We start from the raw sequence: 22,981 nt of genomic DNA, 5'->3' as shown, positions 1-22,981 counted from the left end.
TTGCGATGGCGCAGAATTGCCCGCAGAATGGCTCTCTCAAAAGGTCCAGAATGTCGATTCCATAGGGACCAATTTACTTGCCCCCTTCGGAGGACGGCCATGGCCCGCGCGGCAGTTCCGGTTCTGTCCAGCCTTGGACCGGTGGTGCTCGACCGCGACGGGGGGGAGCCGCTGCATCGCCAGCTCTACCACGCGCTGCGTCAGGCGGTGCTGGACGGCCGGCTGCGCCCGGGAGAGAGGCTGCCGCCCAGCCGGGCGCTCGCCGCCGACTGGGGGCTGTCGCGCAACACCGTGGTGACCGCCTACGACACGCTGCTGGCGGAGGGTTACGTCACCGGGCGGGTGGGGGCCGGCACCTACGTCGCCACTTCCCTTCCCGATGCGGCGCCCGGCAGCCTTCCCGCCCGCGACGAGGTCCGCCGGGGTATCGGCCTGTCCGACCGCGGGCGGGTGCTGGCCGAGGCGCCGGCCATCGCGCGTGACCGGGCGGGGCGGCCCTTCGCGCTCGGCACGCCGGCTCTCGACGTCTTTCCCTTCGCCCTGTGGGCGCAGCTGCTCGGCCGCTGCTGGCGCCAGGGCGGGCGGACGCTGGCGACCGAGCCGGACCCGCTCGGCTACGCTCCGCTGCGGGCGGAGATCGCCGCCTATCTGCGCGCCGTCCGCGCCGTCCGTTGCGAGCCGGAGCAGGTCGTCATCGTCTCGGGCGCGCAGCAGGGGCTGGCGCTGTTGGCCCAACTGCTCCTCGATCCCGGCGACGAGGCCTGGGTGGAGGAGCCGGGCTGGCCCGGCAACCGCGCCGCCCTGCTGGGGGCCGGGGCGCGGCTGGTCCCGGTGCCGGTGGACGGGGAGGGGATCGACGTCGCTGTCGGCATGGCCCGCGGTGCCGGCGCCCGGCTGGCGCTGGTCACCCCCTCCCACCAGTTCCCGCTGGGCGTGACCATGAGCCTGGCGCGCCGCCTGCGCCTGCTGGACTGGGCGGCGGCGCGCGACGCCTGGATCGTCGAGGACGATTACGACAGCGAGTTCCGCTATGCCGGTCCGCCGCTGGCCGCACTCCAGGGGTTGGACGGCGCCGGCCGGGTCATCTATGTCGGCAGTTTCAGCAAGGTGATGTTCCCGGCGCTGCGGCTCGGCTATGTCGTGGTGCCGCCCGATCTGGTCGAGCCGGTGCGCGCCGCCCGGCGCCATTTCGACGGCGGGACCAGCGTGGTGCCGCAGGCGGCCCTGCACCGCTTCCTGGCCGACGGCCATTTCGCCTCGCACCTGCGGGCCATGCGCTCCCTCTACGCCGCCAAGCGCAGCGCCATCCTGGCCTCGATCCGCGACGCCTTTGCCGGCTTCGCCACGGCCGAGGCGGGGGAGGCCGGCATGCATGTCCTGCTCCGCCTGCCGCCGGACTGCCCCGACCATGCCCTGGCCGGGCGCGCCGCCCGGATCGGCCTGACCACGCCGGCCCTGTCCGGCTACCATCGCGACGCGGACGGCATCGCCGGGAACGGCCTTCTGCTGGGCTTCGCCGCCCACGAACCGGCGGCGCTCGACCGCGCGGTGCGCGATCTGGCGCGGCTGTGCGTCGGAGACCGCAATTGAGCCGACGGCGGGGCCACGGGCAAAGGCCGCAGACGCAGGTTGGGCAGGCACAAGGTGGTATCTCCGCCCACCCCCTTTTGGTAAGTCTTCGGCGCCGCCCACTGGCAGTTCGGATTGCTGCACATTTGGACCGCTGCCCCGAAAACGCAGTGGGCCGTTGCGATGCCTGATTTTTGCCATCAAGCATATCCAAAAGTCAGGGGTTGCCTGATGGCTCTCCGGGTGAAACCTTCGCCCGTATGGATTGTTTCCGTCCCGTGTTCCCGCGACACGTGTTCCGTCAATCGCTTGCGAAAGTGCTGGACCCATGATCGATCGGCAGGACCGGCTTTGGTACAAGGACGCCGTAATCTACCAACTTCACCTCAAAGCGTTCTTCGATGCCGACAATGACGGCATCGGCGATTTCGCCGGCCTGACCCAGAAGCTGGACTACATCCAGGACCTCGGCGTCACGGCGGTGTGGCTTCTGCCCTTCTATCCGTCCCCGCTGCGCGACGACGGCTACGACATCGCCGACTACACCTCGGTCAACCCGACCTACGGGAACCTGGACGACTTCCGGCGCTTCATGGAGGAATGCCACAGCCGCGGCCTGCGGGTCATCACCGAGCTGGTGATCAATCACACCTCCGACCAGCACCCCTGGTTCCAGCGCGCGCGGGAGGCGCCTCCCGGCTCCAACCACCGCAATTATTACGTCTGGTCCGACAGCGACCAGAAATACCAGGGCACGCGCATCATCTTCTGCGACACGGAAAAGTCCAACTGGACCTGGGATCCGGTCGCCAACGCCTATTACTGGCACCGTTTCTATTCGCACCAGCCCGACCTGAACTTCGACAACCCCGAAGTTCTGGAGGAGGTGTTGAAGGTCATGCGCTTCTGGCTGGACATGGGGGTGGACGGGCTGCGGCTCGACGCCATCCCCTACCTGAAGGAGCGCGAGGGCACCAACAACGAGAACCTGCCGGAAACCCACGACGTCCTGAAGGCGATCCGCGCCGCGCTGGACGCCGAATACCCCGACCGCATGCTGCTGGCCGAGGCCAACCAGTGGCCGGAGGACGTGCTGCCCTATTTCGGCGACCCGGAGAAGGGCGGCGACGAATGCCACATGTCCTTCCACTTCCCGCTGATGCCGCGCATCTACATGGCGGTGGCGATGGAGGACCGGCATCCCATCGCCGACATCATGCGCCAGACCCCGGACATCCCGGCGGACTGCCAATGGGCCATCTTCCTGCGCAACCATGACGAACTGACGCTGGAGATGGTCACCGACAGCGAGCGCGACTATCTCTGGAACTTCTACGCCGCCGACCGGCGCATGCGGATCAACCTCGGCATCCGCCGCCGCCTGGCTCCGCTGCTGGAGAACGACCGCCGCAAGATCGAGCTGCTGAACAGCCTGCTGATGTCGATGCCCGGCACGCCGGTGCTGTATTACGGCGACGAGATCGGCATGGGCGACAACATCTATCTCGGCGACCGCGACGGCGTGCGCACGCCGATGCAATGGTCGATCGACCGCAACGGCGGCTTCTCGCGCGCCGACCCGGCGCGGCTCTATCTGCCGGCGGTGCTCGACCCGATCTACGGCTTCATGGCCGTCAACGTGGAGGCGCAGGCCCGCAACCCCTCCTCGCTGCTGAACTGGATGAAGCGGCTGGTGGCGGTGCGCAAGCAGCGCCAGAGCTTCGGCCGCGGCAGCTTCTCGCTGCTCTACCCCGGCAACCGCAAGGTGCTGTCCTATATCCGCTGCCTGGAGACGGAAAACGGGTTGGAGATCGTGCTGTGCGTCGCCAACCTGTCGCGCTCCGCCCAGGCGGTGGAGCTGGACCTGAAGAACTGGAAGGGCCGCATCCCCGTCGAACTGCTGGGCCGCACCGTCTTCCCGCCGATCGGCGACCTTCCGTACCTGCTGACCCTGCCGGCCTACGGCTTCTACTGGTTCGCGCTGACCGCGGAGGCGGAGCTGCCGACCTGGCACGAAACGCCGCCGGAGCCGGTGCCGGACCTGCTGACCGTCGTCTTGCGCGACGGCTGGCACAGCCTGAGCACCGGAAAGGCGGCGGACGAGCTGGGCCGCGACGTGCTGCAGGCCTTCCTGCCCAAGCAGCGCTGGTTCTCCGCCAAGGACCGCCGCATCACGCACTCGCACGTCACCATGGCCGCTCATCTGCCGGGACCGGGCGAAGGCTTCATGCTGGTCCGTTCCAATGTCGAGCTGAGCGGGGCCGGGCCGGACGGCGATTCCGCCGACCAGAGCTATTTCCTGCCGCTGGCGATTAGCTGGGAGAAAGGGGCGGGCGGCACCGGCTGGCCGCTGCTTCCCTATACGCTGGCCAAGGTTCGGCGCGGCCCCAGGACCGGCGCCATCTATGACGCGGTGCAGACCGACGGCTTCGCCCTTGCCCTGATCAAGGCGTTGCGGCGCGGCGAGACCCTGCAGGCGATGTCCACGCCGGGTATGGCCGGCAGCGGAGGCCTCCGTTTCACCGCCACCGACGCGCTGGCCGCCATCGAACTGTCGGAAGAGCCCGAGGTGAGGCGTCTGGGCGTGGAGCAGAGCAACACCTCCGTCCTGGTCGACAGCCAGATCGTGCTGAAGGTACTGCGCCGTCTGGTGGAGGGCGAGCATCCCGAGGTCGAGATGGGGCGCTTCCTGACCGAGGTCGGCTTCGTCAACACCCCGGCCCTGCTGGGCACGGTGGAGCAGGTGGCGACCGACGGCACGCCGACCGCGCTGGCGGTGGCGCAGGCCTTCGTCCGCAACCAGGGCGACGGCTGGGCCAGCACGGTGGAGGAGCTGGAGCGCCAGCTGGAGGACATCCGCCTCGGCGTCGCCGGCACCACTGAGGACGCCGCGGAATCGGGCGAGCCCTTCGGCATGCATCTGGTGATGATGACCACGCTGGGGCAGCGCACCGCCGAACTGCACCGGGCGCTGGCGCAGACCACCGGCAAGCCCGCTTTCGAACCGGAACCGGTCATGGCGGAGGATGTGGCCGGCTGGGCCGCCGCCGCCCGCGCCCAGGCGGAGGCGGCCTTCGCCGCGCTGCCGAGAACGCTGGACCGTCTGACCATCGACGTGCGTGCCGATGCCGAACAGCTGCTGGCCCGCCGGGCCGAGGCGATGGAACGGCTCGACGCGCTGGCGGCCATGCGCATCGACAGCGTCAAGACCCGCATCCATGGCGACTATCACCTGGGGCAGGTCGTGCGGGCGCAGAACGACTGGTACATCCTCGACTTCGAAGGCGAGCCGGCGAAGACGCTGGAGGAGCGCCGCGCCAAGTCCAGCCCGCTGCGCGACGTCGCCGGCATGCTGCGCTCCTTCAACTATGCCGCCTGGGCGGCGCTGTTCCGGCTGGACACCGCCGGGGAGGGGGCCAACAGCGGCGACACCCCGGTGCTGGCCGCCGCCCGCGATTGGGAGCGCCGCAGCACCAACGCCTTCCTCGACGGCTACCGCACCGCCATCGAGGGCTGCCCGGTCTGGCCGGCGGATGAGGAGGCGGCGCGCGGCCTGCTGACCCTGTTCCTGCTGGAGAAGGCCTTCTACGAGATCGGCTACGAGGCGGCGAACCGGCCCCACTGGATCGGCATCCCGGTCAAGGGCGTGCTGGGCCTCCTCGACGACGCGAAGGAAGACCGCTAAAGCGGATTGCAATCCGCCGGGCGTAGGCTCCGACTTACGCCCGGTGATCGTGCGAGGACGATTCCGCGGCGGGCAGGGTGTGACAAAACCGCCGCGGCTGTGTTCACCTGCGGAGAAGGCGACCGGCGGGGCTTCGCGTCATGCGACGCCTTGCCGGCCGTCACTCCCGCGAAGGCGGGAATCCAGGGCTCCCCACAATGGAGCTTGGCGCGTTAGCCCGGATCCCCGCCCTCGCGGGGATGACGGGGTTGGGACAGTTGTGGTCCACAAGACGACAGGGCCTCCACGAAGAAGGGCACTTGGCCAATGGCGAGCGACATGACGACGGACACCCGCAAGGACCAGGCGCAGACCGGCGTCCCCGAAGGCCGCGACGGCGATCGGCCCCCCACCGGCGGCCGGCCCGCCGATCACCGGGCCGAGGCCCTGCGCGCGGCGGCGGACGCCATCGCGCGGGCCGATCATGGCGATCCCTTCGCCGTGCTGGGCATGCAGCAGGAGGCGCCCGGCCGCCCGGTGGAGGTCCGCGCCTTCGTTCCCGGCGCCGAGCGGCTGTGGGTGATCGACAGCGCCACCGGCGAACCGGCGGGCGAGGCCGAGCGCATCCACCCGGACGGCTTCTACCTCGCCGTGATGCCGGACCGGACGGAGCGCTTCCGCTACCGCCTTCGCGCCCAATACCCGCTGGCGACCCAGGAGTTCGAGGACGCCTACCGTTTCGGCAACATGCTGGGCGAGCTGGACGTCCATCTGCTGGCCGAGGGCACCCATCTGCGCAATTACGAGAAGCTGGGCGCCCACCCGCGCGAGGTCGACGGCGTCGCCGGCGTGTCCTTCGCCGTCTGGGCGCCGAGCGCCCGCAGCGTCAGCGTGGTCGGGGACTTCAACAACTGGGACGGCCGCCGCCTGCCGATGCGCCGGCGCGTCGAGGTCGGCGTCTGGGAGATTTTCGTTCCCCACGCCCATGCCGGCCAGCGCTACAAGTTCGAGATCCGCGGACCCAACGGCAACCTGATGCCGGCCAAGGCCGATCCCTACGCCTTCCAGGCGGAGATGCGTCCGGCCACCGCCTCGGTCGTCCACGGCCTGCCCTCCTACGAGTGGCGGGACCAGGAGTGGCAGAGCCGCAAGCTCGCCACCTCCGACCGCGCCGCTCCCATCTCGATCTACGAGGTGCATCTGGGCTCCTGGGCGCGGGTGCCGGAGGAGGACAACCGCTTCCTGACCTACCAGGAGCTGGCGGAGCGGCTGATCCCCTACGCCAAGGACATGGGCTTCACCCATATCGAGCTTCTGCCGATCACCGAGCATCCCTTCGACGGCTCCTGGGGCTACCAGCCCATCGGCCTCTATGCCCCGACCGCCCGTCACGGCTCGCCGGAGGACTTCAAGGATTTCGTCAACGCCTGTCACCGCGCCGGGCTGGGCGTGCTGCTGGACTGGGTGCCCGGCCATTTCCCGACCGACCCGCATGGGCTGGGCGAGTTCGACGGCACGCATCTCTACGAGCATGCCGATCCGCGCCAGGGCTTCCACCAGGATTGGAACACCCTGATCTACAATTTCGGCCGGACGGAGGTGCAGAACTTCCTGCTGGGCAACGCGCTGTTCTGGCTCGATCACTACAAGCTGGACGGGCTGCGCGTCGATGCCGTCGCCTCCATGCTCTATCTCGACTACAGCCGCAAGGAAGGGGAGTGGGTTCCCAACAAGTTCGGCGGGCGCGAGAACCTGGAATCCATCGCCTTCCTCAAGCGCATGAACGAGCTGGTCTACGGCCAGCAGCCGGGCGCGATGACGGTGGCGGAGGAATCCACCTCCTGGCCGATGGTGTCGAAGCCGACGTATCTCGGCGGTCTCGGCTTCGGCTACAAATGGAACATGGGGTGGATGCACGACACGCTGCACTACATGCAGAACGACCCGATCCACCGCCGCTATCATCACCACCAGATGACCTTCGGGCTGATCTATCAGTTCTCGGAGAATTTCGTGCTGCCGCTCAGCCATGACGAGGTGGTTCACGGCAAGGGCTCGCTCATCAACAAGATGCCGGGCGACGACTGGCAGAAATTCGCCAACCTGCGCGCCTATTACGGCTTCATGTTCGCCCATCCCGGCAAGAAGCTGCTGTTCATGGGCGGCGAGTTCGCCCAGTGGAGCGAGTGGAGCGAGGCGCGGAGCCTGGACTGGCACCTGCTGGAGCAGCCGATGCACCGGGGCATGCGCGACCTCGTGCGCGACCTGAACGGCGTCTACCGCGAACTGGAGCCGCTGCACAAGACCGACTGCGACCCGTCCGGCTTCGAATGGATCGAGTCGAACGACAACGAGAATTCGGTCTTCACCTTCCTGCGCAAGGCCGACGATCCCGATCATATCGTCATCGCGGTGTGCAACTTCACGCCGGTGCCGCGCCAGGGCTACCGCGTCGGCGTTCCGCTGCCCGGCCGCTATGTGGAGCGGATCAACACCGACGACGGCAAATACGGCGGCAGCGGCGTCGGTAATCCCGGCGGCGGCGTCTATGCCGAGGAAGTCCCCTGGCATGGCCGCACCCACTCGCTCGACCTGACCATCCCGCCGCTGTCCACGCTGATCCTGGAACGCAAGGCCGAATAGCAAGCAGGATCACCCCTCTTCCACCCCCAGGGCGGAAGAGGGGGGCGCGCACCGCGACACACACCCCACTTCGCCAACCTCCCTTGACGCCAGTGGGGGTAAGCTTTCTTATTGGATCCCTTGTGTCTTTTCGGGGAACCGGTGAGGCGTGCGCTGGCTGATGGTCGATAGGAACCCTCTTCCCTCAAGCGATGGGATGGCGCGGACCCGGCGGGCAAACCGCGACGTGTCGTGCCGCCGCACGGCTCCCTATGCGGCCATGGCGGTGCGGCAAGGGGATGGAACACTGGAACAGGGTCCGAAAACCGTTTCACGCTGTTCCAAACGTTCCATTCGCCGGCCTGCCGACCGGCGACCTGCCGGATCGGCGGCGCTGACGATCACCTCCAAGACTTCCACCACACAGGCCGCCCGCTGATGCCCTCCACCCCCGCCCGCACCCCGGTCTGGCCCGGCAAGCCCTATCCGCTCGGCGCGACCTGGGACGGGTTCGGCGTCAATTTCGCGCTGTTCTCCGCCAATGCCGAGCGGGTGGAGCTCTGCCTGTTCGACAAGACCGGCCAGCGCGAGGTCGAGCGGGTCACGCTGCCCGAACACACGGACGAGGTCTGGCACGGCTATCTGCCCGATGCCCGTCCCGGCCTGCTCTATGGCTACCGCGTCCATGGGCCGTACGAGCCGGAGGAGGGGCACCGCTTCAACCCGAACAAGCTGCTGATCGACCCCTACGCCAAGGCGCTGTTCGGTGGCTTCAAATGGTCGGACGCCCATTACGGCTACCGGGTCGGTTCGACGAGGGAGGACTTGTCCTTCGACCGGCGCGACAACGCCCGCGGCATGCCGAAATGCCGGGTGGTGGACGGCGCCTTCACCTGGGGTCACGACCGCCACCGCCGCGTCCCCTGGACCGAGACGGTGCTGTACGAGACCCATGTCCGCGGCTTCACCATGCGCCACCCGGAGGTGCCGGCCCATCTGCGCGGCACCTTCGCCGGCATGTCGACCCAGGGCGTGATCGAGTATCTGCGGGCGCTCGGCATCACCTCGGTGGAGTTCCTGCCGGTCCAGGCCATCGCCGACGAGCAGCATCTCGTCACCCGCGGCATGACCAATTACTGGGGCTACAACACCATCGGCTTCTTCGCGCCGGAACCGCGCTACATGACCACCGGCGTCCTGTCGGAGTTCAAGACGATGGTGGCCCGCCTGCACGAGGCGGGGATCGAGGTCATCCTCGATGTCGTCTACAACCACACCGCCGAGGGCAACCATCTGGGGCCGACCCTGTCCTTCAAGGGCATCGACAACCTCAGCTATTACCGGCTGATGCCGGACGGCCCGCGCTACTACATCAACGACACCGGCACCGGCAACACCCTGAACCTCAGCCACCCGCGCGTGGTCCAGATGGTGATGGACAGCCTGCGCTACTGGGTGACGGAGATGCATGTCGACGGCTTCCGCTTCGACCTCGCCACCGTGCTGGCGCGGGAGCCCTACGGCTACGACCCCGGTTCCGGCTTCCTCGACGCGGTGCGGCAGGATCCGGTGCTGGCCGACGTGAAGCTGATCGCCGAGCCGTGGGACGTCGGCCCCGGCGGCTATCAGGTCGGCAATTTCCCGCCGGGCTGGGCGGAGTGGAACGACCGCTACCGCGACACCGTGCGCCGCTACTGGCGCGGCGACGACGGCATGCTGCCGGAACTGGCCGGGCGCATCGCCGGCTCCGCCGACCTGTTCGAGAAGCGCGGGCGCCGGCCCTGGGCCAGCGTGAACTTCATCACCGCCCATGACGGCTTCACCCTGCACGATCTCGTCGCCTTCAACGACAAGCACAACTGGGCGAACGGCGAGGAGAACCGCGACGGCCATTCCGCCAACTGCTCCTGGAACCACGGGGTTGAGGGCGAGACCGCCGATCCCGGCATCAACGAGCTTCGGGCGCGACAGAAGCGCAACCTGTTGGCCACGCTGCTGCTGTCGCAGGGCACGCCGATGATGCTGGCCGGCGACGAACTGGAGCACAGCCAGGACGGCAACAACAACGCCTATTGCCAGGACAACGACATCACCTGGCTGGACTGGGCGAAGCGCGACGGGGCGCTGGTGTCCTACGTCCGCCGGCTGATCGCGCTCAGGCGCGCCCATCCGGTCCTGCGCCGCGCCACCTTCCTGCATGGGCGCGAGACGGCGCCCAACGGGCTGAAGGACATCGTCTGGTACAATGCGCAAGGGGTCGAGAAGACCGCCGAGCATTGGCGCAACACCCAGGCGCGCTGCATCGTCCTGCTGCTGAACGGCCGCGCCGGCACCCATGCCGGGCCGGACGGCCAGCCGCTGTCCGACGGCGTGCTGCTGATCGTGCTGAACGCCCACGCCGACATCCTGACCGTGACCCTGCCCGACGTGCCCGGCGGCCGGGGCTGGCGCTGCGTGCTCGACACCCGCGTCGCCGACGGGGCGGGGGACGAGCGCCTGCATCTGGCTGGTCGGTCGGTGCTGGTCGACGGGCGGACGGTGCTGGTCTTCACCCTGGTCGAACAGGCGGGGATGTGAGCGGCGCGGACCCGGATGCCGCCCGGAATGCGGCCTCATATACGGCTGCTCCGCCGGCTGCGCTCCTTTGCCCTCTGTTCCTTCCGCCGGTGAAGATGCTACCGCGACCGGTGGAAACAATGCGTGTTACCCTGCGGACCGTGTTGCCGTCACGATCGCAGCGGAGCTTCGGGTAGGGCGATGCCGGATTACGATTTCTCGCAGGTCGACGCCGCGATCATCGACAGCCAGCTCAACACCGCGCGCGTGTTCCGCGACGTGTTGATCCGCCTGGGCTTCCGCCGGGTGGAGCTGTTCGATTCGGTGAGGGCCGCCGCCGGGCTGCTGAACGCAGCCATGCCGGATCTGGTGTTGCTCGACGCCGACGGCGAGGATTCGGAGGCCTTCCGCTTCATCCGCGCCCTGCGCAACGAACCGGGCGTGCCGAACCCCTTCGCCTGCGTCATCGTCACCACCTGGGCGCCGACCCCGGCGCTGCTGACCCGCGTCACCAATGTCGGGGGCGACGACCTGCTGATGAAACCTGTTTCGCCCAAGCAGGTGCGCGACCGGATCGTCAGCCTGATCGAGGCGCGCAAGGGCTTCGTCGTCACCGCCGACTATACCGGCCCCGACCGGCGCAAATCCCCGCGCGAGGGTGCCCAGGTGCCGGTTCTGGACGCCCCCAACACGCTCCGCCTGAAGGCTGCCGGGCAATGGACCCAGTCCGGCGCCCGCATGCTGCTGAACGAGGCGATTGCGAACGTCACCATCCAGAAGCGGCTGCGCGCCAGCATCCAGGTCGCCTTCCTGGTGGAATTCGCCCTGGACGGGCTGGCGCGGCCGGTGCCGGACCGCATGGCCATCGACCATGTCGGCCGCATCGGCGGCTTCCTGGACGACCTGCTGCGCCGGCTGGGGCTGGTCGATGATGGCGACCACGCTCCGGTGGAGGCGGTGGCCCGCGCCGTCAAGACGCTGGCCGACAAGGTCCGCGCCGCTGCGGAGCGCGGCGGACCGGTCCCGGCCGAAGACCGCGAGCAGTTGCAGGCCCTGTCGCGCGCCCTGATGCAGGCCGTCGATCCCGATCGCCCGCTGGAGGCGATGACACGCGAGGTGTCCGCCGCCGTCACCGGCTACCGCAGCCGGCTGGAGCAGATCGCCCAGGCCAAGGCAGCGGCCGCCGCCGCCCTGTCGGCGGTCCCCGCCGACGATGCCTCCGTCTCCGCTCCGCCGCCGGGTGCCGGAGACCAGGCGTCATCCGCCCTTCCGGCCGGATGACGGCGGACGCGCGGCGGAGGCGCCTATGGCATAGGCCGCCGGTCTGCATTGACGCCGCCCGCCGCACCCGCCACTCCCTTACGCCCAACACCCATTCCGTACAATCCGCGGGGACCCTGCATGAGTGATCTCGACCGGCTGGCCGATCTGCTTGGAGTAGAACCCCTCTATCACGACATCTGGGGCAACCGGCGCGAGACCTCCGCCGCCACCAAGCGGGCGCTGGTCGCCGCCATGGGGCTGGCGGCCGCCACGGACGAGGAGGTCGCCGCCAGCCTGCGCATGGTGGAGCGGCGATCCTGGAGCCGCCCGTTACCGCCTGTCCTGGTCACCGGGGAAGGGCAGGGGATCGGGCTGGGCGTCGCCCTGCCGGCCGGCCTCGACGACGCCACGCTGGCATGGGAACTGACGCCGGAGGGCGGGACCGCTCAGGGCGGCCGCGTCGCGGTCCGCGACCTGGCGGTGGAGGAGCGCGCGACGCTGGACGGCACGGCCTATGAGCGCCGCGCATTGGGCGCCCTGCTGCCGGTGTCGCTTCCCATCGGCTATCACCGGCTGGAATTGCATGTGGAAGGTCCCGGCATCGCCGGCCCATCCGGCGCCACCACCCTGATCGTGGCGCCCGAACGCTGCGTGACGGTGGAGGAGATGGTGCCGGCCGGCCGCTGCTGGGGGATCGGGCTGCAGGTCTATTCCCTGCGGTCCGACCGCGATTGGGGCATGGGCGATTTCGGCGATCTTTACGGCTTCGCCGAGGTCGCCGGCCGGCTTGGCGCCGGGCTGGTCGGGCTGAACCCTCTGCACGCCCTGTTCCCGGCCGACCCCAATCATATCGGCCCCTATTCGCCGTCCAGCCGCCAGTTCCTCAACATCCTCTACATCGATCCGGCCTCCGTTCCGGAGCTGTCTGGGGCCGACGATCTGCGCGAACGGATCGCGGACCCCGCCTTCCAGGCCGCGCTGGCCGCCGCGCGGCAGGCGGAGCTTGTCGATTACCCCGCGGTCGCCGCGCTGAAGCTGCCGGTTCTGGAGGCGCTGCACGCCCGCTTCCGCAGCCTGCCCGACGACCACCCGCGCAAGGTCGCCTATGCCGCCTTCCGGCAGGAGATGGGGGAGGCGCTCGACCGCCACGCCCTGTTCGATGCCCTGCACGAGCATTTCTTCCGCAAGGATCCGTCGCTGTGGATGTGGCGCAGCTGGCCGGCCGCCTTCCAGGATCCAGGAAGCGCGGAGGTCGCCGCCTTCGCCGCCGACCATGCCGACCGCGTCGATTTCTTCGCCTGGGCCCAATTCGAGGCCGACCGCCAGTTGGGGAAGGCGGCGGCGCGCGGCCGTTCCGCCGGGCTCGCCATGGGCTTCTACCGCGACCTTGCCGTGGCCGCCCATCCCGGCGGCGGCTCCGCCTGGGCCGACCCGTCGATGCTGGTGCAGGGCGCCAATGTCGGCGCGCCGCCCGACCAGTTCAACCTGAAGGGCCAGAACTGGGGTTTGGCGCCGCTCTCGCCGCTGGGGCTGCGCGAGGCCGCCTACCGCCCCTTCGTCGAGCTTCTGCGCGCCAACATGCGCCATGCCGCGGCGCTGCGCATCGACCATGTGATGGCACTGCAGCATCTGTTCTGGATTCCGGAGGACGGCAGCGACGGCGCCTATGTCGCCTATCCCTTCCACGACCTCCTGCGCATCGTGGCGCTGGAGAGCCGCCGCAACCGCTGCGTCGTGATCGGCGAGGATCTGGGCACCGTTCCGGAGGGTTTCCGCCCGGCGCTGGAGCAGGCCGGCATCCTCAGCTACCGCGTGCTGTATTTCGAGCGCGCCGCCGACGGCGGCTTCAAGCTCCCCGGCGATTACCCGGCCGGATCCATGGCGACGGTCAGCACGCATGACTTGGCGCCCTTCAAGGGCTTCTGGACGGGCCGTGACCTCGACTGGCGCCTGCGGCTCAGCCTCTATCCCGACGATGCCAGCCGGGAAAAGGACCGCTGGGACCGCGGTGTCGACCGCTGGCGCCTGTTGCAGGCCCTCTCTCGCGAGGGGCTGCGCCCGGACAGCTACCCCACCGACGATGGCGACCAGCCGTTCCGCATCGAGCTGTCCGCCGCCGTCCACGCCTATTTGGCCCACACCCCGTCGCGCATCGTGATGGTTCAGATTGAGGACGCGCTGGCGGACGACGAACAGCCCAACCTTCCCGGCACGGTGGACCAGCACCCGAACTGGCGCCGCCGCCTTCCGCGCAAGCTGGAGGAGTTGGAGTTCGACGACGACCTCCGCCGGATCATCGCGCCCATGGCAGGCGCCGTCCCACGCTGAATGAAAGGCGCTGCCGCCCTGGAGAAAACCAGGCTGGCAGCACCTTTCCGGAAAAAATGCATCGGCAGTGAAAAAAGCTCTTCACAGCCCGTCACATGGTCGCTATAAACCCGCCCACACCACGGGGCACGGCAAACGAGCCGCCCCGGTGACGGTCTGGGGGATCGTCTAGCGGTAGGACAGCGGACTCTGACTCCGCCAGCCTAGGTTCGAATCCTAGTCCCCCAACCATTTTCCCAGATTTCCTCAAGTATTTGCTGATGACTTTGGCGATGTGGGCAACATAGCCCAAATCGCTGCCACACTTTCGAGTGGAGCGGTCATGCAGCATGTTTGTCGGCGGGCCGGTACTTACCATTTTCGCCGCCGAATTCCTCTTCGCCACCAGCCTGTGTTGGGCGGCAAGGCGGAGATTTACAGGTCGCTCGAAACATCGAGCCCGCGCGATGCCGCGATCAGGTCCCGTCTACTTTACGTTGAAAGCGAACGCCTCTTCGCTGCCCTCGACCGGGAGCCCGGGCTGGCGGTCGATACCGCCAGGCAGCTGATGCGGGACTTGGTCGGCCCCGCCGCCTGGGCTCACATGAACCCAATGCTCCGGCGGTCGTCGTACCCGACCCCGCCGCCGGGCATCTCTCCGGTACCGTGTGAGCCTGATAGGGCGGCGATGGAAGTGGCCGCCGCCGTCCATGTCGGCGTCCTCGATCCTCCCAAGCCACCGGCGGAGGGCGCGCGGCAACCGGTAGCCGTCGCGGACGAGAACCCGTCGGCGCCCGCCAATCCTCCTCCGGCCGCGTCATCCGCTGCGCCGCCTGCCGATGGCAAGCCGCCCTTGAGCGCCACCTTGGCCTCTCCGCTCTTCGGCGCGCTGGCCGAGCCCCACGTCGAGCACATGCTGGAGACCGGCGCCTGGAGCGCCCAGCAGACCGCGCTGCAAACCCGCGCCACCTTCCGTCTGTGGATCGAGTTCCACGGCGACCGGGCGGTTGACGCCTATAGCCGACGCGATGCCTCGGCCTTTATGGAGGCCCTGCGGAAGCTGCCCCGGATGCACGGCCGGTCGCCCCTGTTCAAGGGCACGATGCGCCAGAACATCGAGGCGGCTGAGCGGATGGCGGCGAAGGGCAAGGGACAGCCCCTGCTGACGATGAAGACGATCAAGCGCCACATGAGCGCGCTGCACGGCTACTGGGACTGGCTCCGGCAGCACGGGCATCATGAGTTCGCCTCCAATCCCTTCGCTGGTTTCGATTTTCCCGGCGGCAAACCCGCTTCCGAGCAGCGCTCGATGTGGGATGACGCCGACCTGAAGCGGCTGTTCATGTCGAGGCTCTGGGTCGGCCCCGACGTGGACAGGCGGAGCGCCGCCTACTGGCTGCCGCTGATCGGCCTGTTGACCGGGATGAGGCTCGAGGAAATCGCGCAGCTGCACACCGCCGATGTCCGGCAACGGGATGGCATCGACTTCTTCCTGGTCCATGCGGGAGACGAACGGCGGACCAAGAACGCGAACTCCGTGCGCGAGGTGCCGATCCCTGGCGCGCTCGTGGCCTTGGGCTTCATGACGCTGGTTGCTGAACGGCGGAGGGTAAACAGCAAGCGGCTCTGGCCGGACCTGAGCGGCCAGGGACCGGATCGGCGGCTGGGCGCTTACTACACGCGGCGCTTCACCGAGTACCGCCGCGAAATCGGGATCTACAAGCCTGGCGTCGACTTCCACAGCCTGCGCGGCACCTTCGAGACGCTGGTGCTCAACGCGGGCGCCAGCCCGGTCTTCGTGAAGGCGATCATGGGCCACAGCACCTCGGACCTCCTGGGCGAGGGCAGCCGGTACCTGAAACATGTCACATTGAAGAACAAGCTGGAGGCGATGAACATGCTCAGGCTGGGCGTCGACCTCGGGCACCTGCTGCCGTCGACGTGATGAGCGGAGTGGCAACTGCCGGGAAATGATGTCCGCACCGTACCGGCACCGCGGATTACCGGCAAAATACCGTACGGTGCCGGGCCTTTACCGGCATCATACGGTGCTCCCGCGGCCGCAGGAGCTTCTGGATGGCCTGTATCACGGCGGGCAGAACCTGTTGCACGGCTTCGGAAAAGTGTTACACGGCCCTGTATTGGCGATTCACGTGGCGGCCAATCCGTTGTTCCGGCATCAGGATCTCATACAGCGGCTATCCAGGGTCTGGGTGAGGTTCCCAGGTGGCTCCGTGGACGGTCGATCTCGGCATCGTGTCTGCCGGGCTCTTTGAGGGGCTGAATCCGTTGACCTAGGCGTCCACATTCTGTGGCGAAATTCGTGAACAGAGTGGCCGCGGCCGTCCCGGCTTGGTGGGCCGCCTGGGCGACCGCGTGGTTCACCTCGACTCCGGAGATCCCCGAGGTCGAGCGTAACGCCGCGATTCCGCCCGAGGATCACCGGAACCGGCCCAGCGAATCACTTTTCCCCGACCGCTGTAGCCGATTTCCTGGACGCCGGGTGCCGATCCGGAAACTCGGGAAAAGTGATTCACGGACGGGTGTAACGTGATTCTAGATCTAGGAGTAACGGGGGGACGACGTTACCCCGGCCGGGTCAGCGGTGAGTTCATGTCGTCCTGAAACGGCCGCGCCGACGTCCCTCGCGCCATGGTTTCTGGAAATCGGGTGGCGTAGCTGCTTCTTGACCTGCGTCAGCGTTGCCATCGCCGACCTACGCTATCTGTCCAGCAGTCGTTGCGTTCCCAGGAGCGCCGGTAAGCTGTCGAACAGTGATTCGGGGTTGGCTTCGTTGATGGCTAAGGTGGCTGACAGGCTCGGCAGCCGGAAGAGTTCTCCGCTCTTCATGTGTCTCCGCCCCGTCATCGGCTCACTCATGGCCGTAGTCTGCCTGGCCGCTTCTCTAGCGGAATGCCGGGCATCTGAATCGGGGATTCTCTTGGACGGGCCGTTGTGATTCAAGGTTCGGACTGGTTGAAGGAGACCGGTCTGGATGGCGAAAGCACTGTCAGTCGATCTTCGTCGGCGCGTAGTGGAGGCCGTTGCGGCTGGAGCCTCTTGTCGGGCAGCGGCGGTGCGCTTTTCCTCGCTTATGTCGAGCAGGTCCTGGGACCGACGTTGAGCCACTGAGACGTCGTGATGGACAACCTGCCCGCCCACAAACTTCCGGCCGTGCGGGCGACAATCGTGCGGACAGGCGCCGTCCTGAAGCTCCTGCCGCCCTACAGCCCCGACTTCAACCCCAGAGGATGGCCTTGTCCAAGATCAAGAAGCAACTCAGGAAAGCCGCTGAAAGGACGCTCCCCAACTGTGGATGCCATCCGGGATGCCATTGACAATGTGAAGCCAAGCGATAGTCGAGCCTTCTTTACCGTCGCTGACTACGAACCACAATGATCCGAATTCGTTCTGGGAGCCCGTTCTCGTATATCGGGCATACATGATCAAGGGTAGCGCTATCTTGAATCCTAATTTAATAGTAGCGGTGGAACGCCCCCAGCTTGGCTGTCCGGTGGCAGTGCTTGCCGATAGTCAACACTTGCTAAATTTCTTGGCAGTTTTGCAGAACTTCATATCGGCCGGAATATTGCGTGGGGACACGTTGTCTATGTTTGTTGCTAAGGGCTAATTCGACGCTTCTTGATATTTTGGGTTGGCTTAGGGCGATTTTCAATGAGGAGCGTCCCATTAAGTCCGGCGGATAAATCTGTGTCGCGCAATAGAACATACATGGGACCTCTTTCTTCAAGAAAGCTAAGCACACTCTCTGCCTGAATTTTATTCGGATCTTTTCTATCACGATCAAGGAGGGATAGCAATTTTTTATCAATTGCGAACGTCAATCCCTCGTCAATTTCTATGCCAACGAATTCGTTTCTCACTTCTCTTGCGCGTTGCTGAAAGAAGGGTTCAAGGAAAAATGCGAAAGATTTTCTGATTGCACTCATTGTATCGAAATATAAATCGAATGGTCGTTCAGAGACCGGCGGATCCTCAATAATACCGACAACGCCATTTGCTTTGAATACGAAGAAGCATGCGACGCGAGTTGAAGGAGATAATCCATTAATACTAGAGATCATGGATGCTTGATACAGGGCCTTCTGGCGCTCGGCGTTCGACGGTCGTTTAGACCTCCCTTTGGATTCAAAGACATGATAATGACCGAGTTTGAAGCCAATAAAGTCTGGACGGCTTCTTAATGCAGTTGGTACGGCGCCCATTTTGAGAGGAGTGGTCGCTGAGGAAGGAGTACAGTTATACCCACTGGTTCCCTGGACATGAACTAGGAAGGGTAGGTGCATATGTTTTTCGGCGAACCAGTACGTAAATGCTTGCCCCATTAGGAATGATACTGCTACCTTTTCTGACTGTTCAAGATTTCGATAATAGTTAGTGCTTGTGAGATCTTGGTTTAAGTACCCCTTAATCATTGCTTGGAGCATTTTGGCGCGCCATTGTCCAACGACTGAGATCGCGGCTCTAGCGCTGGGATATCCCACTGTGAGCATTGCCCTGGTTAAATCTAGGTGGGAAGCGCTTAGTGCCAAGGTTCCAGTCAGACTTGCATAGGGCGCTGAGAATCCACTGAGCTCAATCCTGGAGGGCATTCTTGGAGGCTTCATTCGTGAAAGGGGTAATAAGCACATTATACTGCGCGTGAAGAATTGCAAATTGACTTAGAAGTGACGGCGCAGGATGTGCGCTCCCGCCGCCAGCCGCGCCGCGTCGTCGCCCGCGCGGTGCTGCCTCGGCCATCGGATGCTCGCCTCCGCCATAGCCTGCTCGACCCCGGCCGTCCGGCCCTTATCATTGCCCGCTGTGACCTCTCGTAGGAGGTCATCGAGCGGTTCGAGCCGTGGATAGCTGCCCGATGACAGCCATCAGGTTGGCCAGACATGCGTCGTCGGCGCCGACTGCGTCGCTGTGCGGCAACTGCTCGGTCAGGGCGGTCAGAACCTCCTTCCACTTCGACGGCCGGGCGCCCCTCGGCCAGCAGCTGTTCCCGAGAGATGCCGCGCAGTGCCTCGGCGGCCGGATCCCACACCCCGTGTTCGAGCCACTCGGCGGTCGGCCGGATGAGCCAGGACATCACGCGCCCGTCGAGCCAAGCGATGCCGACCTCGATGGGGTAGCTGCCGCGGCCCAGAGCCCTGGCTTTGACGTCGGCCACGCAGACACGGGCGAGGTCCGATGGGCTCGGACTCAAAGATGCTACGCACGGCTGTCCGCTTTCCGACGATCGCCCTTGATGGCCGCATGGACGGCACGGATAACAGCCCGTCGACTCCGATCCCGGGAGATGAAGATCACCAGGGTTTTCCCCTCCATGCGCGCGAACTCGACGTGCCACCGGCCTCCCTGCCGGTCGAAGCCCAGGTTGTAGGACGCGCCATGGTGCCTGACCGAACGAATGCCCATACGCTCCCCGTTTCCAACCCGCAGCCGTTGGGGCAATCTAATGGCTACAGGACGACGTGCAAGGCGCGCGGTCTGAGAAGGAGGAACGGCGGTGACCAGGGACGAGGCGATCGACATCGTCGCGAAGGCGACCGCCCAAGTCACATGGCAGCAGACCCGCGCCGTCGGCGTGCTTGTCGCGCCGGTGGCTGCTTGGGATGATCCCGATGTTCGGTTCCCGGTCGTGATCGTCGGGGCCGAGGCCGCGCTCGACGGAACGCTTGCACAGCGACTGCTCGACGACGTTGCCGGTGAGGCCCGGTCTGAGTGGGCCGGGACCGCTTGCTTGGCCAAAACCGTCCATCGCCTGCTGGGAGAAGGCTGGTCATGGGCTTGGGAGGCGCCGCTCGACAGCCCTGCCTACCTGCCGTGGCGCGCGGGGAATCTGGCGTCGGTCGGCGCTCGCCGACATCAGACACCGGCGGGGTGAACGGCAGAAGCGTCGAAGCTGGAGGAATGTGTCCCGCCTCCAGCATGGTCACGGGGCCACCTCTGTATCCGCCGTAGGTGACAGGCAGCGGCCGAAGCCCCAGTCGACCATGGCGCGCCTCAGGTGGGAAACAGCCTCTTCGGACGGCTCGCCATCGGTCCGGCGGCCGAGGCCGTAAAGGCCGCCGGTGCAGGTCAGCACGAGGACGGCGTCGAGGTCGATACCGACAATGTCGTTCGACACGAAGGGGGCCTGCGGTGCCCCGCGCGTGTACCGGCCGAGCAGGCGTAGGCCCCGATCCGAAGCCCGATCGCTCCGGACCTCCAGCTGGACGAGGTATCAGTCCTCGACCACGTCATCCGGCTCGCCGAGGAGCTTGGTGCCGAGGGTGCCGATGTCCTCCTCGGCGGCCAAGGCGAGCGATGTTCGGCCGCGCCAAGCCGGTGCAATGAGCTCGCCGAGCCGCTCACGCACGGTCAGCCCCCCTTGAGGTAGCTGCCCCAGCAGCAGGCGCATCGTGTCGCATGAGATGGAGGCAGTGCAGGGACAAACCTGCTTACCAGCGTCCAGTCAGGTGAGCGGCATGCCCCGCTCGAATGTCATTCTGGGCGGCTTGCACGATTTTTTCGGCGATCATGAGGGCACGCTGCGTGCATCGGAGGGCCCAGCGTCCAAGGCTGTCAGGGAACTCAAGGCCATTGAGTTCGTCCTGACGGCACCAGCCTTCGGCGGTCGAGACGTCGCGCCGCACCAGGAGCAAAGCACTTGACACGGCGACCCGAAGCTCCGGGAGCGGAGTGGCTCGAAGCTGAGTCAGGGCGGCCTCCTTTCTCTTGCTGTCCTCGCCCTCGTGTCAGGCGACATGAGAATCTGCCCCCTGGCCGACATGAGGAAAGGGCCCCCCTTCGACATTGAGGGGTAGAGAATGGTCGAGGTCACGATACCGTTGAGTTCCTCCGAGACGACGGATCGGAGGGACGTGATGCTGGCCCCAGACGATGTGACGGCGATGATCCGGTTGCAGGCCCTGGGTTGGGGCACGAAGCGGATCGCCCGGGAGTTGGGGTGCGACCGCAAGACGGTGAAGCGTTACTTGCGTGGTGGTGGTTGGCACCCCTACCGGTCGCCGCGACGGGCTGGTCGGCTGGATGACTTGACGGATTGGCTCGGCGAGCGCTTCCGGCGACACCGGGGCAATGCCGACGTCGTCCGCCAGGAGTTGGCGGACGAGCATGGGGTCCAAGTGTCGCTGCGCACTGTGGAGCGCGCCGTCCAGGGATTGCGCCAGGATCTGGAGGCGGAGAGCCGAGCCACGGTGCGCTTCGAGACGGCGCCGGGGCAGCAGTTGCAGATCGACTTCGGCACCACCGCCGTGGAGATCGGCGGTGAGCGGATGCGGGTTCACCTGTTCGTCGCGACACTGGGCTACTCGCGCCGCAACTTCGTCACGGCGTTCCGTCACGAGCGGCAGTCTGCCTGGATCACCGGCCTGGAGGCTGCCTTCCGGCACTTCGAGGGTGTGCCGCACGAGGTGCTGATCGACAATCCCAAGACCCTGGTCACCCATCACGATCGGGAAACCCGGGAAGTGACCTTCAACGACCGCTTCCATGCCTTCGCCCGCTATTGGGGCTTTCGCCCGCGCGCCTGCGCGCCGTATCGGGCGCGCACCAAAGGCAAGGACGAGAACGGTGTCGGCTACGTCAAGAAGAACGCCGTCGCCGGGCGGCGCTTCGCCAGTTGGGAGGCGTTCGAAGGACACTTGGTGCACTGGATGCGCACCATCGCCGATGTCCGCGTTCACGGCACCACGGGCGACCGGCCGATCGACCGTTTCCAGGCCGCCGAAGCGGTCAGCTTGCGGCCGCTGAACGGGCGCCCACCCTATCTCCAGGTGCGCGAGTTGCACCGCAAGGTCCAGAGCGATGGCACCGTCGGCATCGACACCAACCACTACAGCGTGCCCTGGCGACTGATCGGGCAGAGCGTCACGGTGGAAGTGAGCGACGGCACGGTTCGGGTCCTGCTGGCCGGAAGCGAGGTGGCGCGGCATGTTCAGGCGAGCGGGCGCCGACAACGTGTCATCGACGCCCGTCATCTCGACGGCGTGGTTGGCGTCCCGCCCGACCGCTCCGGAGCCGCGGCACCGCACACCACCGCAGACGCCACGGCACCGCGCCACGATCCGGACCTGCTGCGGCCGCTGGCGGAGTACGAAGCGGTGATTGGAGGTGGCTGGTGAACGCCGATCCCGATGATCTGACGCGGATGCTGACACGTCTGAAGCTGACCGCGCTGCGCGACCAGATCGACAGCCTGCTCGACGAAGCAGCGCGGCGTGAGCTGAGCCTGCGCGAGGCTTTGGCCTTCCTGTGCGAGGCCGAGGTCGCACGCAAGGACGAGCGGCGCATCCAGATGGCCATGAGCATCGCCAAGTTCCCCTTCGTGCGCACGCTGGAGGGTTTTGAGTACGACGCCCAGCCCTCGCTCGATCCCAAACAGATCCGCGATCTGGCGACCGGCCGTTGGGTGGCCAACGGCGACGCGCTCTTGTTACTTGGGCCGCCCGGCGTTGGCAAAACGCATTTGGCTGTCGGGCTTGGCCGCGAGGCCATCCGGCACGGCTACTCGGTGTTGTTCGTGTCGGCGGCGACGTTGCTGACGATGTTGACCAAAGCGCATGCCGATGGCCGGTTGGAGGAGCGGCTGGGGCACTTCGCCAAGCCCAAGCTGCTCATTGTGGACGAACTCGGCTATCTGCCTCTGGAGACCAATGCGGCGCACCTGTTCTTTATGCTGGTGAGCCGCCGCTATGAACGCGGCAGTATTTTGGTAACCAGCAACCGCAATGTGAGCGAGTGGGGGAGCGTGTTCGGGGACCCCGTGGCCGCGACGGCGATCCTGGATCGCCTGCTTCACCACAGCCACGTCATCACCATCCGTGGCGACAGCTACCGGCTGCGCGAAAAGCGCCGCTCCGGCCTGATCAAGCCAACCCCGTTCGCCGCCGACGCACAGAGTTCGGCATGACTGCGCCGACAACCCTTTCCAAGTCCGGCCGACCAGCGCCGCCAGCATCCAGGCTGGATGATCTCCTGCGGATCGGG

At 66.6% G+C, this 22,981-nt stretch carries 14 protein-coding genes, 1 tRNA gene and 2 pseudogenes; 14 read left to right on the top strand and 3 right to left on the bottom strand.

Translation table 11 applies throughout. The features are described 5' to 3' along the window. Window positions 1–99 precede the first annotated feature (99 nt). The 10 genes and pseudogenes from pdxR to DM194_RS28725 all read left to right on the top strand — a co-directional run. A complete protein-coding gene (pdxR, locus tag DM194_RS15305) occupies window positions 100–1,590 on the top strand; it encodes a MocR-like pyridoxine biosynthesis transcription factor PdxR (protein WP_111068419.1) in 1,491 nt (496 codons plus the stop codon). Between the two features lie 307 nt (window positions 1,591–1,897). Then, complete coding sequence (gene treS, locus DM194_RS15300) at window positions 1,898–5,254, top strand: maltose alpha-D-glucosyltransferase (protein ID WP_111068418.1); 3,357 nt, start codon at window positions 1,898–1,900, stop codon at window positions 5,252–5,254. Window positions 5,255–5,560: 306 nt separating this feature from the next. Next, window positions 5,561–7,876 (top strand): 1,4-alpha-glucan branching protein GlgB, encoded by a 2,316-nt coding sequence (gene glgB / locus DM194_RS15295; protein WP_111068417.1) that lies wholly within the window; start codon window positions 5,561–5,563, stop codon window positions 7,874–7,876. A 417-nt stretch (window positions 7,877–8,293) separates the two neighbouring features. Beyond that, the gene (gene glgX, locus DM194_RS15290; RefSeq protein WP_111068416.1) at window positions 8,294–10,432 is read left to right on the top strand and encodes a glycogen debranching protein GlgX; all 2,139 of its coding nucleotides are present in this window, start codon (window positions 8,294–8,296) and stop codon (window positions 10,430–10,432) included. Window positions 10,433–10,612: 180 nt separating this feature from the next. Next, a complete protein-coding gene (locus tag DM194_RS15285; protein ID WP_111068415.1) occupies window positions 10,613–11,692 on the top strand; it encodes a response regulator in 1,080 nt (359 codons plus the stop codon). A gap of 120 nt (window positions 11,693–11,812) precedes the next feature. Next, window positions 11,813–14,002 (top strand): 4-alpha-glucanotransferase, encoded by a 2,190-nt coding sequence (gene malQ, locus DM194_RS15280; RefSeq protein ID WP_111068414.1) that lies wholly within the window; start codon window positions 11,813–11,815, stop codon window positions 14,000–14,002. A 157-nt stretch (window positions 14,003–14,159) separates the two neighbouring features. After that, window positions 14,160–14,233, top strand: a tRNA-Gln gene (locus DM194_RS15275). Window positions 14,234–14,324: 91 nt separating this feature from the next. Then, a pseudogene (locus DM194_RS29150) lies at window positions 14,325–14,447 on the top strand (DUF6538 domain-containing protein); the annotation flags it as partial. Between the two features lie 222 nt (window positions 14,448–14,669). Beyond that, window positions 14,670–15,926: a site-specific integrase gene (locus DM194_RS15270; RefSeq protein WP_162630083.1), complete on the top strand. Its 1,257-nt coding sequence runs from the start codon at window positions 14,670–14,672 to the stop codon at window positions 15,924–15,926. 1,190 nt (window positions 15,927–17,116) lie between these two features. Next, window positions 17,117–17,287: pseudogene (locus DM194_RS28725) on the top strand (transposase); the annotation flags it as partial. 314 nt (window positions 17,288–17,601) lie between these two features. Here the strand turns inward: DM194_RS28725 and DM194_RS28195 are convergent. Continuing rightward, complete coding sequence (locus DM194_RS28195) at window positions 17,602–18,594, bottom strand: hypothetical protein (protein WP_162630082.1); 993 nt, start codon at window positions 18,592–18,594, stop codon at window positions 17,602–17,604. A 902-nt stretch (window positions 18,595–19,496) separates the two neighbouring features. Between DM194_RS28195 and DM194_RS15255 the strand changes: the two genes are divergently transcribed. Continuing rightward, window positions 19,497–19,874, top strand: a complete 378-nt coding sequence (locus DM194_RS15255; protein ID WP_111068410.1) for a hypothetical protein — start codon at window positions 19,497–19,499, stop codon at window positions 19,872–19,874. A gap of 48 nt (window positions 19,875–19,922) precedes the next feature. Here DM194_RS15255 and DM194_RS15250 read toward each other — a convergent pair whose 3' ends face one another. Together DM194_RS15250 and DM194_RS28190 are read right to left on the bottom strand one after the other, a co-directional pair. Beyond that, entirely contained in the window at window positions 19,923–20,117 is a 195-nt protein-coding gene (locus DM194_RS15250) for a hypothetical protein (RefSeq protein WP_111068409.1), read from the bottom strand. A 96-nt stretch (window positions 20,118–20,213) separates the two neighbouring features. Next, window positions 20,214–20,390, bottom strand: a complete 177-nt coding sequence (locus DM194_RS28190) for a hypothetical protein (RefSeq protein ID WP_162630081.1) — start codon at window positions 20,388–20,390, stop codon at window positions 20,214–20,216. 67 nt (window positions 20,391–20,457) lie between these two features. Here DM194_RS28190 and DM194_RS15245 point away from each other — a divergent pair, with 67 nt between their 5' ends. The 3 genes from DM194_RS15245 to istB all read left to right on the top strand — a co-directional run bounded on the left by DM194_RS15245 (window position 20,458) and on the right by istB (window position 22,904). Beyond that, window positions 20,458–20,643 carry a hypothetical protein gene (locus DM194_RS15245; protein WP_111068408.1) on the top strand — a complete coding sequence of 62 codons (186 nt, stop codon included), beginning with the start codon at window positions 20,458–20,460 and terminating at the stop codon, window positions 20,641–20,643. Between the two features lie 156 nt (window positions 20,644–20,799). Next, on the top strand, window positions 20,800–22,116 hold the full coding sequence (istA, locus tag DM194_RS15240; protein ID WP_425457286.1) for an IS21 family transposase: 1,317 nt from the start codon (window positions 20,800–20,802) through the stop codon (window positions 22,114–22,116). 26 nt (window positions 22,117–22,142) lie between these two features. Beyond that, window positions 22,143–22,904, top strand: coding sequence for an IS21-like element helper ATPase IstB (gene istB, locus DM194_RS15235; RefSeq protein WP_111068654.1), 762 nt, complete (start codon window positions 22,143–22,145; stop codon window positions 22,902–22,904). The last annotated feature ends 77 nt before the right edge of the window (window positions 22,905–22,981 follow it).

This window comes from Azospirillum ramasamyi (assembly GCF_003233655.1).
GTDB classification, from domain to species: Bacteria; Pseudomonadota; Alphaproteobacteria; order Azospirillales; family Azospirillaceae; genus Azospirillum; species Azospirillum ramasamyi.
Note: the sequence above shows the minus strand (reverse complement) of the source record. Positions and strands in the feature narration are given on the sequence as shown.